Origin of the sequence: Laspinema palackyanum D2c, assembly GCF_025370875.1 — a bacterium.
GTDB classification, from domain to species: Bacteria; Cyanobacteriota; Cyanobacteriia; order Cyanobacteriales; family Laspinemataceae; genus Laspinema; species Laspinema palackyanum.
Genome location: NZ_JAMXFD010000024.1, coordinates 53,526 through 70,107 on the forward strand (window position 1 = coordinate 53,526; position 16,582 = coordinate 70,107).

Consider the following 16,582-nt stretch of genomic DNA (forward strand, 5'->3'; position numbering starts at 1 on the left):
CTACCATCCGCGATCGCAGCGGTTGGTTGCACCTTTCGTTGGGTACAAACCATAACCCGGATCTCGTTTATCAAACAGCGTAGGGGAATACTTTCCTCCCAAGGTTGCCGGATTTTGCCGTGATACTGCACTGAAGCTAGAGCGCTTGCCTGACTAGAGAAAGGTTAACCGTTTTCCCTCTGAGGTAAACGGTTAACTTTTCTACTAAGGATCCGTCATCAGACGGTATCCATCGCCTCGAACTCAAACTTGATTTCTTTCCAGAGGTCAAGGGCGACAGCCAACTCAGGAGACCAACGTCCGGCTTCACGGAGGACGTCATTCCCTTCACGAGCCAAGTTGCGGCCTTCGTTACGAGCTTGGATACAGGCTTCCAAGGCAACACGGTTGGCGGTTGCACCGGGAGCATTACCCCAGGGGTGACCCAAGGTCCCACCACCAAATTGCAGTACGGAGTCATCACCGAAGATTTCCACGAGAGCAGGCATATGCCATACGTGAATACCACCGGAAGCAACAGCCATCACCCCAGGCATGGATGCCCAGTCTTGGGTGAAGTAAATCCCACGAGATTTATCTTGTTCGATATAGTTTTCGCGGAGCAGATCCACGAAGCCCATCGTGATGCCACGTTCGCCTTCGAGTTTACCCACAACGGTTCCGGTGTGGATGTGGTCACCACCGGACATCCGCAAGCACTTGGCAAGCAGACGGAAGTGGATACCATGATTTTTCTGACGGTCGATAACTGCGTGCATAGCACGGTGGATGTGGAGCAGGACTCCGTTATCGCGGCACCAGTGAGCCAAGGTGGTGTTGGCGGTGAACCCTGCGGTTAAGAAGTCATGCATGATGATGGGCATTTCGAGTTCTTTGGCGAACTCAGCCCGTTTCAGCATTTCTTCGCAGGTGGGGGCGGTTACGTTGAGGTAGTGGCCCTTGATTTCGCCAGTTTCTGCCTGAGCTTTATGGATGGCGTCAGCAACGAACAAGAAGCGATCGCGCCAGCGTTGGAACGGCTGGGAGTTGATGTTTTCGTCGTCTTTGGTGAAGTCCAAACCACCGCGCAAGCATTCATATACTGCACGACCGTAGTTCTTCGCAGATAAACCGAGTTTCGGTTTGATCGTGCAACCCAGCATGGGACGACCATATTTGTTGAGTTTGTCGCGCTCAACTTGGATGCCGTGCGGAGGACCTTGGAAGGTCTTCAGGTAGGCAACGGGAATCCGCATATCTTCCAAGCGGAGTGCACGCAAGGCTTTGAAACCAAACACGTTCCCCACGATGGAGGTCAGCATATTGGTAACAGAACCTTCCTCAAACAAGTCGAGGGGGTAGGCAACGTAAGCGATATATTGGTTCTCTTCGTTGGGTACCGCTTCGATGTCATAGCAACGGCCTTTGTACCGATCCAAATCGGTCAAAAGGTCGGTCCAGACGGTGGTCCAGGTTCCGGTAGAAGATTCAGCAGCTACGGCGGCTCCTGCTTCTTCGGGGGGAACTCCGGGCTGAGGGGTCATCCGGAATGCTGCCAAGACATCGGTATCTTTGGGAGTGTAATCCGGCGTGTAGTAAGTCAGTCTATAATCTTTAACGCCAGCTTGGTAGCCGGTTTTTGCTTGAGTCTGGGTTGAACTGTAAGACATAATCCCCCTTCCTAGGAATCATCGGAATCATCGAAAATCGTTGCAGTTGTCCTGGTTTTTAGTTTTCCTGACAAGTTATGCACTTATCATAGGCACTATTGCTTACCGGCCCCGCGTCGGGGATCAGTGAAGCGAAATCAGTCGGCTGCTTCGTTTTGCTGCATAACAATAGTATCAGGAAAACAATAAGTTAAACATCATTGTTCTTTTATTCTTAGATAATATTTCTTTATTTTTCGTTATAAATATTAATTTTTTGTTATAATAAAAAATGGCAATTTTCCAGTATAATGAAACGCTCAATTTTGAGAGAACGGGCCGAATTTCGGTCTGGGGAGCAGCAGGAACGATACAATTGATCGCAGTTGAGAAGGCGATGGAGTCTGCGTCCTGACCCGGATAGAGCAGGGAGGAACGTTCAAGAATGCGATCGCCTCCTTTGCCTTGCGACCCTTTAACCTTGATCCCCTTTCTTGAGCGATCGCCCCTGGGGGTGATTTTAAAAAACTTATGCAGCCAGCTTTCCTCCACTGCATCAACCCGGATTGTCCAAGTCCCAGCAACCAAAATCGGAGTCATCACTTTTGCGACAGTTGTGGAACCCCTCTGATTTTAAATGGGCGTTACCTGCCGTTACAAAAAATAGGGACCGGCGGTTTTGCCGTGACTTTCACCGTTTATGACCGGCAGACGGACCGGGAACGAGTCTTAAAGGTGTTGGTGGAGCGATCGCCCAAAGCCTTGGAACTGTTTGAACAAGAGGCATCGGTTTTGGCGAGTCTGACTCATCCGGGAATTCCCAAGGTCGATCGCGACGGTTATTTTCACATTTCCCTCAAACATCCCCAACCCCACACCCTTCCTTGTCTCGTCATGGAAAAAATCGAGGGGTTCACCTTGGATGAGATGCTGCATCGGGATTATCCCCAAGGGTTTCCCGAGGAAATGGTGGTGGATTGGTTGATGCAGGCAGCAGATATATTAGAAGAGTTGCATCGGCATTCGATTATTCACAGGGACCTCAAACCCACCAATTTAATGGTCCGGATAGCGGCGACTCCGGCAAATACGGGTAGTCCGTTCTCCTTATTTAATAGAAAGATGGGGGGAAGTGCAGGGGGCCAACTGGTGGCGATCGATTTTGGGGGGGTAAAACAACTCAGCGGCAAACAAGCGAGTTCCACGCGGTTGTTTTCTCCTGGTTATAGTCCTCCGGAACAGATGATGGGGGGTTCCGTGGGACCAGCAGCGGATTTTTATGCATTAGGACGAACGGCTATTTTTCTGCTAACCGGGCGATCGCCCACGGACTTCGATGATGGGATGTCGGGAGAATGTCGCTGGCATCCTCATGCCAGGGTCAGCCTGAATCTGGCTAATGTCATCGATGAAATGCTGGAATTTCAGGTTGACAAACGATTATCCAGCGCCACCGAACTACAAGGACGACTGGGACAAGGTTCGTATTTAAAAACCTTAGTCCGCCAACGTAATCTGGGACTGAGTGGACGCTTGGCGGAGTTTGCGGCGGTGGCATCTGGGAACAGTATCAAATTTGCCTGGGGAGTAGGAACCGTGGTGATTAAGGCGATCGCCACCCTAGGGATTGTCAGCTACAAAACCCTGGAGGGCATCCTGATCACCACATTGGATGTGATTAGCTGGGTCTTTACCGCCTGCTTCGATACCTTATTAGGCACCATCTTAGGCGGATTGGGGGCCAGTGTCGGTGCCGGAGTCGGATTTACGGTAGCTTATTGGTTACCCGTGGGTACAAGAGTGAGCAGTCGCCTAAGTGAGTTAATCGCACAATGGTTTCCCAACCTGGAACTGACCGTTGATCCGGTAGCGATTTTATTTGCGATGGCGGGTTTAGGTACAGCCTTGGGGTTAACCGAAGCGGGAAGTTTTGGACAAAAACGGCGATTTCTCGTCGCGGGCTTGATGGGACTATTTGGCTATGGATTGGGATGGTTTGTATTAGCGGTGAGTTCAACCACGGAGACTCTAAACGCTCCTGATTTAGTCGGATTTACTGCAATTGCGATCGCCTCAGTTGTCCTCGGGTTAGGATTACCCAAACCGCAACTGTTCCATGCAACGATGAGTGCGATCGGGACTGCGATCGTAATGGCCGTCTTTCTGTATAGTTCTTATTTTCCCCTAATTTTAGACCTATTTTCCGCCACCTCCGGAATCGGGATGCCGCAATTTTGGGATAGCATCGCCTTTTTTGCTTTATTAGGGATGACGGGCAGTTTTTCTCTCGGTTGTAGTTACTATTTACTCATGCCCGTTTTGAGACTGTTAGGATTTCGATAAAACGGTAGTCATAAATATGTAATGATGATGCTGGACTACTGATAGAAATCTACTTGGTTTATAAAAAATAAAAGCCAAAATTATTGCAATTTAATAAGCTAGGCTTATAAAAAATATTTGAATTTCAAATATTTCTCGGGAATGAAAAATGTTAAATTAGGGCCCTAAATTTTAGAGGAATTAACATAATGAAAAAATCGATAAAGAATACCTTTGGCGGGTATATGTAGAGTTTTTGAAGTGTCAGCAACTTGGCTTCAGAAATACGTCAATGCCAAGTATGCCAAGGTTTCCAGGGAACTTGAAATATCAGCTAAACCCCCAGGAAATCCCAGTAATGTGACGAACTTTGGTCGTATGTTCAAAACAAAGAAAACCAACAGTGGGTGTGGCTCGCTATAGATTTAAAAACCAAAGAAATTGTCGGATTTTATGTAGGAGATAGAAGTCAAAAATCAGCCCAAAAATTATGGGAATCTTGACCTCCTGTTTATCGGCAATGTGCAGTATGCTATACAGATTTTTGGCAAGCATATGAATGTGCTTTTCCAACAAACCGACATAAGCCGGTCAGCAAAAATAGCGGAAAAACCAGTCATATTGAACGGTTCACTAATACCTTAAGGCAACGAGTTTCTGGACTGGGCGCGAAAAACTTTATCGTTTTCTAAAAAATTTAGATAATCATGGTGGGACCTTATTGTATTTTATTCATGATTATAATGAATCATTACATATTTAGGACTACGTTTTTTGCTTTTGCTTTTATTTTTAGCGTACCTGATACCTATTATCTTGAATTTCCGTGATGCTATGTTCTTTGATTTCTGCTGTTCAATGTCTCTATGTGCGGTTTCCCACGTTATGGCTCGGACCATCAAGTAATATTCGCGTTCATCAGTGTATATAGATTTTGATGGATACTGAGGTTGTATCTTTCTCTTATACAGACCACCTAGGACGAATCTGAAATGTAGTAACTCAGCTGAGTACATTTCATAGGGTTGGCAATCGACAATATCTATCCAATGCCCTTTTGCTTGAGCGAGATGCTTTTTTACAAAGAGAACTGCACGGGACTCTTCGCTCTTAGCGTATTCAAGGTATTTTTTAAGTAGGTATTTTTTAAGTAGCTCGTCGTCCATAAGTCAAGTCGTCCATAAGTCAAGATGTTCTGGAATCTGTACTGGGTGCCTAAGAATGAAGTTGAACCGCATTCGCTAACGCTTGCCGTTAACTTGTGTCGTCTTTTATGTTGGTTCCAACGGCGTCTTATTTCGCCGCTTCCAGATTTTATCATAATAATCCCAGAAATGTTGAATGTCAATATAAAACTTTACATTGTAAGTTGGACTAAGCCTGTAAAGGCTAAATTACTCAACACGAGTATATTTATCTTCAGCAGTTTCGAGGATTTTAATCAAACCAGAGATCGCCGTTTGATTGCCTTGCCCAATTTCTCGTAAAGTATAGACAGCCAGCCTACGGGGATATTCATGGCATTGGGGATGTTCAAGCATTTGGTAAAGTTCTTGAACAGCGCGTTTGCGATCGGTTTGGAAAATAGTTTTGATAAACCTTTGACAACCGGTTTCCCTCTTAAGAGCGTCAATTTAATAACAACAAATCATGCTTTCTTGTAATAGCTTAAGCCTCGAATCCCCTACCAATACCCCTGGACGCGGAGCCTTTTTACAAACCCATCCAATAGAGAGTGAACTTTTCATCGATGCAACCGCAGGCTCGGACTGTTATCATCCCTCCTCAAGTTGACCCTAATTAATGAGAAAATCCTACAAAATATTTATCCAAGTTAAACAACTTATTTAATTCATGTTGAGCTTTTTGGTAAATTTTCATTTCTCCGGTTTCAATATGAGCAAATCCTTCACTTCCAGGGCGTAAACTCTGGTCATGATTATCAATTAAAATGGTCAAAGTCAACATGGGATTAGTCCCCGATTGATCCGATGCAATCTTCGGTAAAATTTCTTGAACCTTGGCCCGATAACTGGGACTATAAGGGTCACGAACTTTGAAAATTACAGTTTGATTAGGCTTCACCAAATTCCCATCTTCCTGGGAGACTTCTACCGTTGCCGTAAGCTGGGATAAATTAACAATTTCCATCAGTTGTTGACCCATTTGTACCGGAGCTTGATCCACTAAATCTAAATCAGGCGTTACCACAGTTCCTGTGATTTTAGATTTTAGAATCAAATCCTGCTGGCGATCGCGCAATCGGGCGAGTTCCGCTTCTGCCTTAGCCACCCGTTCCGATTCATTCGTAATTTGAATGACTGCCGCTTCCACTTGGGTTTCCACCCCACGTTGTAATGCCAATTGTTGCTCTAACTCATTCGCACGCTCATCTCGCAACTCTTCAACTTGATTTTTAACCGCTTGAATTTGTTCATATTTAGCCGCGATTAGTCCCCGTTTTTGTTCAATGAAATTTTCTCGTTGACGGATTTCGCTTTCATATTGGCGGATTTGCTGGCGCTTCACCTCCATTTGACTCATTTGTTGATTAATCTGACTTTTCAGGAGATTTTCTTCCTGCTGAGATTTCTCAAACTCCTTGCGAGCTAACGCCCCTTCCCTGAGAATATCTTGATATCGGGCAATCTCTGATTGTACAATCTCTAAATTTTCCTGATAATGTGTCGAATCTACTTCTAATCCCGCAATTTCATGCTGAATTCCAGTAATCTGATTTTCAATGCCAATTTGATTATTTTTAGCCCCGGATATTTCACTTTCAATACTGTTAATTTCTTCCTCTAACTGCCGAATTTGCGGGGAATAGTTTCCTGAGATAATGGCTTCAAACTCGGCTTGTTCTTTTTCGGCACGATTCCGGGCTATATCCACATCCTGTTTAACCTTCAGGAGTTCCATCTCGCCCTTCTTGGCCTGACTTTTTGCATCATCAAGCGCTGAATTTGCCTGTTGTAAAATCTGTTCAGCGTCAGCAATTTGCTTGTCTATCTCTGCACTATCAATTTCCGCAACAACATCCCCTTCGGTAACCCGCCCATTACTTTTAACTTTCAGATTAACTGTACCCGCGACAGAAGTGGTCACATGGTGACGTTCATAACTGCGAGAGGTAATGGTTCCTGCTCCCGTGACATGATTAGAGATGGGAATTCGGGCGATCGCCACCCCACCCACCACTAAAAACACCAGCATTAATGCCTTCCCATAAAACGGAGAAGCAGCCGGTGGTTTTGCCGGTGGAACCGCTTCCGGAGTCGGCGAAACTGGCGCAGTCGGTGGGATAGGCGGTTGAACCAGCGATTTCGGTGGCACCACTTTTAACGGAGACTTTTGGGGTGGATTCGGATTAGAACTCATAACAGTCAATGCCCTGAGTACAAAGTTAACAAATCACGGTTTATTGCTGGGAAAGAAAAAGTAAATTAACCAAGCTATTAAAAGTAAAAAAGCCGTCATTGGAATATTCGTTAAACTCCAATCGGCAATTCTGGCCAATAAAAACCCAAAGACGAAATAAATATAAGCTAAACTTAAAGGCGCATAAATGGCTAAAATTAAAATATCCCCAGACCTTTCTCGTAACGGTTTCCCGCGCAACAAATTTCCATATAAGCCAAACGATCGCGTCCTGAGATTATTAATCCCCGTCAATGCCACCGCTAGATAATAGCCGTCAAACTTAGCCATCGGATTGAGATTAATCGCCACCGTGACTAAAGCCGCCACCATCAGTAAATAACTCGCCGTATGTAGCCAACTACCGGCATGAGTCCAATTCCAAAACCACAAAGCACCGGCCCAAATTGCAAATTGCACCAACAAACCAGCCCCCACAACCAACACCCGCTTAAACCGAGATAAACAGTAAGAATCCGTCGTATTCGTATAAGCCGCAGGCATAAACATCATCAGCAGCAATCCCATATTCGGAACCACACCGCCAAAGTTTTTTAACGTAAAAGCATGACCCAATTCATGAAAAGCCACCACCAGCATTGACAGCAGAGCAAAGGGAATAATTAAAGCGGGACCATTCGCTTCCATGAGTTGCTGTCCCGTATAAAAAATGATTTCCCGCTGACGAATTCCCAAGACAGCAGAAGCACCTAAACAGAGGAATAAAAGCACCGCAAATGGCTTCGTCCAAATCCAGCGGATGCCTTCAATATGGCGAGTCAGCCAAGGGTCAGGATTGAATAAAGGAATCCGAAAATAAAGCAACTGCATCGGGTTAAATTTGCCCCGAGGAGGAGTGGGAACCGTCGTCCCTTCCAACATGGCGGATGTCGTCAACAGTCGCAGGAGATGTTTGAGTTCTTGTGGGGTAATACAGAATTCCTCAATAATTGAGGAGGGCGATCGCCTCCCCAATTGGTCGATAATTACCTTATCCGAATCACTCAATTGTAAAAAAGTAAAATCCTCCGGATTGCGAAGAATCCAATACCCATCGGGATGGTTAATCCAGTGAACACAGGATTTAAGGGTTGGAGAATTTGAAGGGCGCTCAACCGCAGATTTTTCGGCATCAGATGGCTCTGCATCATCCCGGGCTAAAATCTGTAACTCAATCAACTTTTGGAGCAAATCCGGGATAAAATCAGCAGAAATTTCCCCAGGGAACTGCTGCTCACAGCGAGTTTGAATCTCAAAAACCGTATATTTTCCCGTAAAATAATTTAAAGCATAGCCTTCAACTCTCGAAAAAATTACCCGCAGATTGCCTTCAATCGCTTTGAGCAAAACTTGGTCAGAATCAGGGAGAGGAGCCAGAGTCCAGAAAGGAGTTAAATCTGGACAAATCCAATCCATAGCAGTCTCATCCTCAGCCGCTAAAATACCCAATTCAATCAGTTTTTGGAGGAGTTCCCAGACAAAAGAGGGAGACAGGGAGTCACCAAATTGCTGCTGACAACGCCGCTGGATTTGGGCGATCGCCAACTTCCCCGTGAAATGCTGTAAAACAAATCCTTCCATCGGGGAAAACGTAAATTGACCATTCCCTTGGCGCGACTTGAGCACCACCCTATCCGAATCTCGGACCTTAGCGAGTTGCCAGTAAGTGCCGAGATTCGGACAAATCCAGGGATCATAGTGGTTTTGAGGGTTAAGGGGTTGGGGGTTCATGGCGATCGCATCAGGGGTGAGAGGGTCTAGGGGTTCATCCAGTAGCTTACGGTTCTATTTCTTTATTAGGAGTAACCCCCGGGAATTATGCAGCCTGAACAATTTTGTTGCAAAACTTTACAAACACTGGGGGCGATCGGTCAAGTTTTGGGGTCATCGTAAAGAGCGATCGCCCCTGCCAGCCTAGAAACCGGGTTAAAAGCCAAATTGTCTGCTGAGATACAAAGGCTTTACCCAAAAGATGCCTTACTAATTCTTACAAATTTGTGGGATGATTACCTTACCCATTTATGATTTTTACTCCGTCGCATCCCAGTGGCCGCCAGTCCGATTAAAATAACAGCCACCGCTGATGTTGGTTCAGGAACCGATACATCATTATTGCCATCTTTTACCACCCGTGCTACTAGGAAGGCAGAAGAAGCTTTATGCTCCTCAGTAATAAAGGAAGAAACGGGAGAAAGTCCATCAAGAGTGTGGCTAAACCCTAACAATTCCAAGCTATAGTTAAAGCCATCTTTCTGGAAAGTCGTGGTGCTAAAAGGACTGGAGAAGTCAATTTTATCATCACAGGGGGTGTTGCTAACTTGAAAAACGGGACAGGTTCCCGCAGTATTTGAAGTTTCATTAATCAAGAAACTGTAGTTAAATGCATGAAAGACTCCATCAATTGCCATTGAGAGGTCTAAATCAGCTCCTGATGCTGCCGTTCCTGCCCACACAGGGAAGTTCAAATGAGTTAATTCGCCAAGGACAAAGTTGCTCCCACTAGAAACAGAAACTAACGAAGAAGAACTGGTGAAATTGAAACCACTTTGACCCGAAATGGTAGCCGGGCTCCCCCAACGAACTTGATTAGTACCAGTGCCATTGAATACAGAAGTTCCTTGGACGTTATCCCAAGTGCCTGTAATGTTGCTGAGGGTGAAGGAAACAGCATGAGCAGGAAGGGGCGAAATCAGGGCAATTCCTGCCGTTGCACCGATGATTCCTAGGGATTTTACGAAATAAGCAGATGCCGACATTGTGATGCTCCTGTATGTTTAAGGAAAAAGAAAAGGTTTTGCGATCGGCTTTGGGGGATGGGTGCAGAAACCGGGTTTTTACATGGATTTAGGCGAGTCAGCCAAGGTTATGTAAAAAACCCGGTTTCTTTGAGGGGGGGGAAGGGGCGATCGCCAACTTCCCAGTGAAATGCTGTAAAACAAATCCTTCCATCGGGGAAAACGTAAATTGACCATTCCCTTGACGTAACTTTAGCACCACCCTATCCGAACCTCGGACCTTAGCGAGTTGCCAGGAAATGCCGAGATTCGGCCAAATCCAATAGTCATAGTGGTTTTGAGGGTTGAGGGGTTGAGGGTTCATGGCGATCGCATCAGGGGTGAGAGGGTCTAGGGATTCATCCAGTGGGTTACCGTTCTATTTCTTTATTAGGAGTAATCCCAGTGAATGATGCAGCCTGAACAATTTTGTTGCAAAACTTTACAGACAGGGGGGGAATTTTGATAAATCAAATGGGATAGCGAGTGAACATTTCAACCCATCAGATTCTTCTAGACTTCCAAGCGAATCTCGAAAGATTGTAGTCTGTCTTGTATCCATCGCTCAAAAAGTTGATTTTTAAGTTCGTGTTTGAGAGGTTCTTCTTCTAAAGAAACCGGGATAAATTGTTCAACTCGGAATAAACAATAACGATCATCAATTTTGAGCGGTCCGACTATTTCTCCAGGATTAGCTAAATCAATTGCTGTTTTCATAATATCCGGCATTTTGCCTTTGGGGACTGCACCCATCATGCCATTGGCTGCGCGATCATCCGTGATAGAATAGGCGCGGACTAATGATTCAAATTGAGTGCGATCGTCTAATATTTTTGCTTTCAGGTTTTCGGCGATTTCTGGGTCTTTCACAATCAAGCGAGACAGAACGACGCGATCAAGTAGAGGTTTGCGCTCTTGGAAATAATCTTCTAACTTAGGTTCTGTGACCTCAGCTTTCAATTGTTCTACTTTGAAACCAAACGCAATATTTTTGCGGAACTCATCGTAATTGACTCCATTAACTTGCATCCATTCTTGAAACCGTTTAGGCTCCACCAAATTATTGGCGACTCGAAAATCCATCACCGCTTGATCGACTTGAAAATCACTAAACTTAATATCAGGTCGCTGTTCCAGTTCTTTTTGCAGCAAGTATTGTCGCATGATATCTGTCATCATTCGATGGTAGCCCCCGGCTGCCTTGAGATAATCTAGCGCGTCACTAAGAGAAATAGAATCTTCGTTAACTTTAAGAAATTCCATGTTGCTTATACCGATGAGTTTAACGTTATTCAATCTGAGAGAATCGCGATCATGCCCTAGAATATTAGTGAAAGCAAGATCGCGATTAATGGACCTTTTCACTAATGACTCACCTTGAGTGAGTCATTAGCTTTACCTTAATTATGACCAGCTTATACTGGCGTTTCGATTAACTTCATATCCCATCCATTCTAGGCGATTGTAAATTCCTTCAGAGATCTTCGGATCTATGCCTGTACTATCCATTATCGCATCCATTCCTAGACTGTAGTCGTTTTGGGCTTCATCAAGACCTAGTGTATGACCAATTTCATGCATTGCCAAACGAATTAAGTAATTTTGAGATAGGGTATTGACCACATTACTGTTGAAGTGCATACGGCTTTGACCCGCATAGTTACCGGCAAACGAATCACTGGTTGTCAGGTCATACCGAGCATTCTGCTGATAAGGATAGGTTGTCCATGTGGCTTCGCCCCAATGTCCCCAACTTTCGCCTTGCATAGTTTGATACCCTTGAGTAACAGCAATTTGTAATACCCCACTGGCAACTTTATCTTTAGTAATGATTGCTTCCCAGTTGCGAGCTGCTTGCTCCATTGCATTTTTAACGGTTGAGCTAAAACTACTGTAGTAATCAAGTTGGATGTCAATATCTGGGTTACCCGCAACATCGTTGTCGTAAATGTTCACATAGCCGCTCGTGCTACTTCCCGTGTTATAGGTGGAACTCGATTGTAATGTCACCCACATATATTCTGTTCCTTCGTAGGTGCTGTCGTTAATAGGACGAACAGGAATGTAAGCCGTGGTTAACCCAGCCGGAATATCGATGTAGCTGTTGATATAGCTGTAGTCACTGCCGTTAATGGCACTACCGCTAATGCTATAGTACACCCGTTCGCTTTGGCTATTGTTTCCACCACTACGAGTCACTTTTACATAACCATCGTTGCCATTTTCGTCAGCGTTGGTATCGTGGTTGCTAATGTTAATGGTGGACTTGGGCTCGGGATCATCATCATAAATATAGACATACCCACTGGTACTGCTTCCCGTATTGTAATTAGAACTCGATTGCAGATTGACGCGCACTTCCTCCGTCCCTTCGTAGTTGCTGTCATTATTTGGACGGACGGTGATGTAAGTCGTGGTTGAGCCAGCCGGGATATCGATGTAACCAGGGAGGTAGGTGTAATCGCTGCCATTGCCAGCACTGCCGCTGATGCTGTAGTAAACCCGTTCACTCTGGCTGTTGTTTCCACCGCTGCGAGTTACTTGAATGGAACCTTGGTGGACACCTTCCATCGCATAGCGATCGTAATTACTGATGCTAATGGTGGATTTAGGTTGCGGGTCATTGTCGTAGATGTAAACCATGCCACTGGTACTGCTGCCAGTATTGTAGGCAGAACTCGATTGCAAAGTCAGTTGGAGTTGCTCAGTTCCTTCGTAGGTGCTGTCGTCAATCGCTATGATGGGAATATATGTCGTGGTTGCACCTGCGGGGATGGTAACAGAACCAGAGAGGCGATTGTAGTCGCTGCCATTGGTTGCAGTGCCGCTTACGGAATAGTAAACAGTTTCGCTACGGCTGTTATCGCCACCACTACGACTTACTTTCACGGAACCGCGATCGCCGAGGCCGTCGTTTTCATTGGCATAGGTGTCGTAGCTGCTGATATTGATGGTGGATTTGAAATCGTTGTCGTAGATGTACACCATGCCATTGGTGCTGCTGCCAGTATTGTAGGCAGAACTCGATTGCAGGTTAATGCTAACGGTTTCGGTTCCCTCGTAGATACTGTCATTAATCGGATTAATCGCAATGTAAGCCGTGGTTGACCCAGCAGGAATGTCGATGTAGCTATTCAGGTAGCTGTAGTCATTGCCATTGCTGGCACTGCCACTGATGCTGTAATAAACCCGTTCACTCTGGCTGTTGTTGCCACCACTGCGGCTCACTTGCACGTAACCGGAGTTACCATCTTCAGTAGCATAGTTGTCATAACCGTTAATGCTGATGGTGGATTTGAAATCGTTGTCGTAGATGGTGACAGTGCGAGTTGTGTTGCTACCAACAAGATAGTTGCTGTTGCTGTTTAAGGTCAGTTGAACTTGCTCAGTTCCCTCATAACTGCTGTCATTGGTGATATCTACAGGGATGTAGGCGAAACTCGAACCGGCTGGAATCGTCACATAGCCGGAAAGATAGCTGTAGTCACTGCCGTTAGTCGCACTCCCACTGACTGAGTAGTAAACCGTTTCCGCTTTACTGTTGTCCCCACCGCTGCGATAGACATAGAACTGACCATCGTTGGGAGTTTCACCCGCGTTGCGTTCCCAACCCGAGGTGTCGTTGCTGTACAGATTGATGGTGGACTTAGGTTTGGGGTCGTTGTCGTAGATGGTGACAGTGCGAGTTGTGTTGCTACCAACAAGATAGTTGCTGTTGCTGTTTAAGGTCAGTTGAACTTGCTCAGTTCCCTCATAACTGCTGTCATTGGTGATATCTACAGGGATGTAGGCGAAACTCGAACCGGCTGGAATCGTCACATAGCCGGAAAGATAGCTGTAGTCACTGCCGTTAGTCGCACTCCCACTGACTGAGTAGTAAACCGTTTCCGCTTTACTGTTGTCCCCACCGCTGCGATAGACATAGAACTGACCATCGTTGGGAGTTTCACCCGCGTTGCGTTCCCAACCCGAGGTGTCGTTGCTGTACAGATTGATGGTGGACTTAGGTTTGGGGTCGTTGTCGTAGATGTAAACCGTGCCATTGGTGCTGCTGCCAGTATTGTAGGCAGAACTCGATTGCAGGTTAATGCTAACGCTTTCGGTTCCCTCGTAGATACTGTCGTTAATTGGATTAATGGGAATGTAAGCCGTGGTTGACCCAGCAGGAATGTCGATGTAGCTATTCAGGTAGCTGTAGTCATTGCCATTGCTGCTGCTGCCGGTAATGCTGTAGTAAACCCGTTCACTCTGGCTGTTGTTTCCACCACTGCGGCTCACTTTCACGTAACCGGAGTTACCATTTTCACTGGCATAGGTGTCGTAGCTTTGGATATTAATGGTTGATTTTGATGGAGAATCGTTGTCATAAATCCAAACCGTACCGCTCTTGCTACTGCTCAATTTGTAGTTGCTACCAGCACTCAGAGTTAGTTGAACATTCTCAAGTCCTTCATAAGTAGAATCGTCTCGTACAGTGATGGGAAGATTGGCGTAGCTTGAACCAGCCGGAATTGTAATATAACCGGGCAAATAGTTATAGTCGCTACCGTTACCGGCTGTCCCACTCACCGTGTAACGAATCGTTTCAGATTTGCTATTATCGCCTCCACTACGATACACCCGGAATAAACCTGAATTCTGAGATTCACTCCATTTACGTTCGCTGGCATACGAGTCCGAGGTAATCAGACTAATTGTTGATTCAGACTGAGGATCGTTGTCATAAATATATACCGAACTGCTCTTACTACTACCTAAGTCGTAAGCAGAACTACTTTGCAAAGTTAGACTGACAAATTCAGTTCCTTCATAGACAGAATCATCGATAACGTGGATAGGAACTTTGACGCTGGTTTTTCCTGCGGGGATAACTACAGAGTTCCATAAATGAGCGTAGTCGCTGCCATTGGTGGCATTGCCAGATACGCTGTAGTACACTGTCTGTGATTGGTTTGTATTGCCTCCCGATCGCGTAATCTCAAAGTATCCTGAATTTTCAGACTGCCCTGAACGAGTTTCTTGGGCATACCAATCGGGGCTAGTAACATTAATCGTTGCCTTCTGAGGAGTTTGATTAACCGCTTTCAGCGCATTGTTGAGATTTAAACGTCCACCCGTGACTGTTTTACCTTGTAAACTGGTCAGTGGATCTACAGTTTTCATCAAAATATCTTTAATCTGCGTCGGAGTGAGACTAGAATCCTCTGCCAACAGAAGAGCCGCTGCTCCCGCAACATGGGGTGCAGCCATTGAAGTCCCATTGTATGAAGCATACTTATTTCCAGGTAATGTGCTTAGAATACCAACACCTGGGGCCCCCAAATCAACAGTCTTGTCACCGTAGTTAGAGAAATAAGCCAAATTATCTTGGTGATCTGTTGCGGCAACGGAGATAACATTTCCAACATTATAATTTGTTGGATAGTAAGGTTTATCGTCGTTGTTGTTGTTGTTATTTCCCGCTGCGGCAACAAAAGTAATGCCTGCATTTTGAGCTTTTTGAATTACATCATAAAAAGCTGACGAGTAACCACCTCCACCAAAACTTGCATTAATAACATCGGCTCCCATTTTGATGGCATATTCCACAGCACGAACTGCATTATATGTAGATCCAGAACCGTTATTGTTCAAAAATTTTAGGTGCATCAAGCTCACGTCATGGTTCACACCCACAATCCCTAGATTATTATTGCCCTTTGCTCCAATAGTTCCGGCAACATGGGTTCCATGACCATTATCATCCATCGGATCTCCATCATTATTGTGAAAATCATAGCCATAGACATCATCGACAAAACCATTGCCATCATCATCAATACCATTTCCAGCAATTTCCCCTGTGTTACGCCAGTTATTTGCAGCCAAATCTTGATGACGATAGTCGCCACCAGAATCAATAACTGCAACAACCACCGACTTTTTACCTGTTTGCTGCTGCCATGCTTCTACGGCATCAATATCTGCATCAACCTTGCCACCAGTTTGACCTGTATTATGCAGACCCCAAAGCTTATTGAAAGATGAGTCATTCACAAAAGTTGAGGGGGCAATATAGTTCAGCTCGGTTTCAGCCACATTTGTATCCTCTGACAGAGCATCACGAACACCAATAATGTCTGTATCAGAGTCGAAGGAAAGAACTTTCCATGAACTTCCCACAAAAAGTTCATCGATTTCGATAGCGCCCAAGGCGTTAACGGTCTTTTCAATATCATCTGCTGAGATACCATCCTTAAATTTCACAAGGACTTTACCAGCCTCGTACTCTCGTTGTGTTTCCGGCTCTACCAGCTTAGGATACTCAGGTTGCTCCGGTTCTTCAGGTTCTTCTGGCTGTTGAGGAACTTCATCTTCCGGCTCTTCCGGTTGTTCAGCAACAGGTTCTTCCGGTTGTTCAGCAACAGGTTCTTCCGGTTGTTCAGCAACAGGTTCTTC

The 16,582-nt window shown here is 45.4% G+C and carries 10 protein-coding genes and 1 pseudogene; 2 read left to right on the top strand and 9 right to left on the bottom strand.

Going from position 1 to position 16,582, the window contains the following annotated elements:
* Positions 1–218 precede the first annotated feature (218 nt).
* Entirely contained in the window at positions 219–1,649 is a 1,431-nt protein-coding gene (locus NG795_RS21965) for a form I ribulose bisphosphate carboxylase large subunit (protein ID WP_367290771.1), read from the bottom strand.
* A gap of 174 nt (positions 1,650–1,823) precedes the next feature.
* Positions 1,824–2,180, bottom strand: a complete 357-nt coding sequence (locus tag NG795_RS21970) for a hypothetical protein (RefSeq protein ID WP_367290772.1) — start codon at positions 2,178–2,180, stop codon at positions 1,824–1,826.
* Here NG795_RS21970 and NG795_RS21975 point away from each other — a divergent pair.
* Both NG795_RS21975 and NG795_RS21980 read left to right on the top strand, forming a co-directional pair.
* The gene (locus tag NG795_RS21975; protein ID WP_367290773.1) at positions 2,160–3,971 is read left to right on the top strand and encodes a serine/threonine protein kinase; all 1,812 of its coding nucleotides are present in this window, start codon (positions 2,160–2,162) and stop codon (positions 3,969–3,971) included. The genes NG795_RS21970 and NG795_RS21975 overlap by 21 nt on opposite strands.
* 204 nt (positions 3,972–4,175) lie before the next feature.
* Positions 4,176–4,713 (top strand): annotated as a pseudogene (locus NG795_RS21980) (IS1 family transposase); the annotation flags it as partial.
* Positions 4,714–5,344: 631 nt separating this feature from the next.
* On the opposite strand, the gene NG795_RS21985 reads toward NG795_RS21980, so the two are convergent.
* From NG795_RS21985 to NG795_RS22015, 7 genes are all read right to left on the bottom strand, one after another.
* A complete protein-coding gene (locus tag NG795_RS21985; protein WP_367290774.1) occupies positions 5,345–5,491 on the bottom strand; it encodes a hypothetical protein in 147 nt (48 codons plus the stop codon).
* A 259-nt stretch (positions 5,492–5,750) separates the two neighbouring features.
* Positions 5,751–7,331: an HlyD family secretion protein gene (locus NG795_RS21990; protein WP_367290775.1), complete on the bottom strand. Its 1,581-nt coding sequence runs from the start codon at positions 7,329–7,331 to the stop codon at positions 5,751–5,753.
* 33 nt (positions 7,332–7,364) lie between these two features.
* Positions 7,365–9,101 carry a zinc metalloprotease gene (locus NG795_RS21995; protein ID WP_367290776.1) on the bottom strand — a complete coding sequence of 579 codons (1,737 nt, stop codon included), beginning with the start codon at positions 9,099–9,101 and terminating at the stop codon, positions 7,365–7,367.
* Between the two features lie 275 nt (positions 9,102–9,376).
* The gene (locus NG795_RS22000) at positions 9,377–10,126 is read right to left on the bottom strand and encodes a THxN family PEP-CTERM protein (RefSeq protein ID WP_367290777.1); all 750 of its coding nucleotides are present in this window, start codon (positions 10,124–10,126) and stop codon (positions 9,377–9,379) included.
* Positions 10,127–10,223: 97 nt separating this feature from the next.
* Positions 10,224–10,469: a hypothetical protein gene (locus tag NG795_RS22005; RefSeq protein WP_367290778.1), complete on the bottom strand. Its 246-nt coding sequence runs from the start codon at positions 10,467–10,469 to the stop codon at positions 10,224–10,226.
* A 188-nt stretch (positions 10,470–10,657) separates the two neighbouring features.
* Positions 10,658–11,407: a peptidylprolyl isomerase gene (locus NG795_RS22010; protein WP_367290779.1), complete on the bottom strand. Its 750-nt coding sequence runs from the start codon at positions 11,405–11,407 to the stop codon at positions 10,658–10,660.
* 141 nt (positions 11,408–11,548) lie between these two features.
* Positions 11,549–16,438 (bottom strand): Calx-beta domain-containing protein, encoded by a 4,890-nt coding sequence (locus NG795_RS22015; protein WP_436836078.1) that lies wholly within the window; start codon positions 16,436–16,438, stop codon positions 11,549–11,551.
* Positions 16,439–16,582: the final 144 nt, after the last annotated feature.

Excerpts from the sequence above, each read along its gene's own strand:
- NG795_RS21965 (WP_367290771.1), bottom strand. The coding sequence starts at position 1,649 with ATGTCTTACAGTTCAACCCAGACTCAAGCAAAAACCGGCTACCAAGCT.
- NG795_RS21975 (WP_367290773.1), top strand. The coding sequence starts at position 2,160 with ATGCAGCCAGCTTTCCTCCACTGCATCAACCCGGATTGTCCAAGTCCC.
- NG795_RS21985 (WP_367290774.1), bottom strand. The coding sequence starts at position 5,491 with ATGCTTGAACATCCCCAATGCCATGAATATCCCCGTAGGCTGGCTGTC.
- NG795_RS21990 (WP_367290775.1), bottom strand. The coding sequence starts at position 7,331 with ATGAGTTCTAATCCGAATCCACCCCAAAAGTCTCCGTTAAAAGTGGTG.
- NG795_RS21995 (WP_367290776.1), bottom strand. The coding sequence starts at position 9,101 with ATGAACCCCCAACCCCTTAACCCTCAAAACCACTATGATCCCTGGATT.
- NG795_RS22000 (WP_367290777.1), bottom strand. The coding sequence starts at position 10,126 with ATGTCGGCATCTGCTTATTTCGTAAAATCCCTAGGAATCATCGGTGCA.
- NG795_RS22005 (WP_367290778.1), bottom strand. The coding sequence starts at position 10,469 with ATGAACCCTCAACCCCTCAACCCTCAAAACCACTATGACTATTGGATT.
- NG795_RS22010 (WP_367290779.1), bottom strand. The coding sequence starts at position 11,407 with ATGGAATTTCTTAAAGTTAACGAAGATTCTATTTCTCTTAGTGACGCG.